Below are 1,632 nucleotides of genomic sequence, written 5' to 3'. Positions count from 1 at the left end.
ACCCAAAACCCACCGCAGGTAGGCTCATTCCCGGACTGGAAATTGTCTAGATCCCGGGGGTTTCAAGGGCATTTTCATCCAAAACCTACCAAACCCACCTGGGAACTACACCTCCATAAGGAGGTATCTAGCTAATAGTTCTTCAGAGGCAGAAATACATACACTAAGGCTCCTACGTAGAGGTATTGATGTTTAGGTAGGTTTAGTAGGTTTAGATAGATAGAAGGCCTTCATCCCTTTAGTAGCGCTGTTTTTGAATCTGATTTCGACCCTACCGACCGGTTGGGTCTAGTAGGTTCCAGTAGGGCTTGGCGCCGGTGCACTTCATCAACAGCAGATTCAGCTCGACTTGTCCGGCGTTGCTCTCACTGGTTTTCTTCACGCATTGAGGGCCGGCTGGCTTGACTCTGCCGCTCGCGCTGGCGGATCTGTATCGACAGCATCCATGCAACGCAAGATTCTGGTCTGGATAGGCTGAGTGATTCCCGAGACTGACAATCGTTCTTCGTTTGGCTAAGACAGTGCCGCGACCTGCTCGGGCTTTGGGCCGGCAGCATGCCCTGACCGCTCCCGCAGCACGCGCGCTACCGTCGTCTTCGAGGTGCCCAGCCGCTCAGCAATGGCCCGCTGCGAGAGGCTCTCCTCGGCCAGTTCAAGGATCTGCTCCGGCCTCACGTCGGGCTTGGTCCGCGGTGGTCCAGACGGGTGGTTCGCACGTGGTCCGCGGACCGGTCCACCCTGCGGTCCGCGGTGGTCCGCGAGTGGTCCGGATTTTGCCCCGTGGTGGTCCACATTCTCTGGTCCGCCCCGTTCCTGGACCAGTCGGGCCAGCGCCCGCTTCCGTCGCTGGGAGACGGAGCCGACCGGGGGAGCGACGGCGAGCTGCACGGTCGTCTCGGTGGCGAAGAACAGGCTGACGGGCATGATGGCGGCCAGGAACGCCCCGAAGACGACTGTGCCGTCGACCGGGATCGGGACGCCGCCCGGGGCAAGGACGTGGGCGGCGTTTGCGGCGACCGAGACCGCCGTGAAGAATCCGACCGCAGACCACGACATCACCGTGGATTCCCCGCGGGCACGCTGGACTGAGGCTGCCACGGCGTACACCAGGATGGTGGAGTCGACGACGATCGGGACCAGCCACCTCAGCTGCGGTGCGACCCCCGCCCATTCGGCTGCCTGGATCAGGCCCTGAAAGGAAAGCGTGAAGCTGGCCACTGCCAGGATCCCGACCAGGGCCATGGATGCCATCGTCATTGTTCGGCTGTCGGGTTCAATTCTCGAGCTTGTCATCAGTTACGTTCTCCCTCACCGTCTGCCCCGCGACTTCCTTTTGGACCACGCGGGACGCTCAGTCTAGGGCCGGTTTGGCCCACACATCCAGTAGTGTGGACCGGTCCGTGGCCCACCCACGGACCACCTGTTGGACCAAGGGTGGTCCACCCTAGCCGGGGGGTGCCGACAGTTTTGCCCATTTCCGTACACATAAGGCTTATGAAGAACCGCGCTGCCACCCTGATCACCGCCCTCCTGCTCGCCGGTGCCACCCTCACCGAATGCTCCACTGCAGGCACCCTGGTTCAGGGGACTGCCCCCGGTTTTGTTGACTCCTTGACCTAGCGAGCTGGTGCT

At 61.5% G+C, this 1,632-nt stretch carries 2 protein-coding genes; one reads left to right on the top strand and one right to left on the bottom strand.

What is annotated here, in order from left to right:
• Nucleotides 1–513 precede the first annotated feature (513 nt).
• Entirely contained in the window at nucleotides 514–1,257 is a 744-nt protein-coding gene (locus tag DBR22_RS21105; RefSeq protein WP_258229359.1) for a DUF2637 domain-containing protein, read from the bottom strand.
• A 237-nt stretch (nucleotides 1,258–1,494) separates the two neighbouring features.
• On the opposite strand from DBR22_RS21105, the gene DBR22_RS24920 reads away from it, so the two are divergent.
• Entirely contained in the window at nucleotides 1,495–1,620 is a 126-nt protein-coding gene (locus DBR22_RS24920; protein WP_258229358.1) for a hypothetical protein, read from the top strand.
• Nucleotides 1,621–1,632 lie beyond the last annotated feature (12 nt).

The sequence above is a fragment of the Arthrobacter sp. HMWF013 genome, assembly GCF_003061105.1.
Taxonomy (GTDB): Bacteria; Actinomycetota; Actinomycetes; order Actinomycetales; family Micrococcaceae; genus Arthrobacter.
Note: the sequence above shows the minus strand (reverse complement) of the source record. Positions and strands in the feature narration are given on the sequence as shown.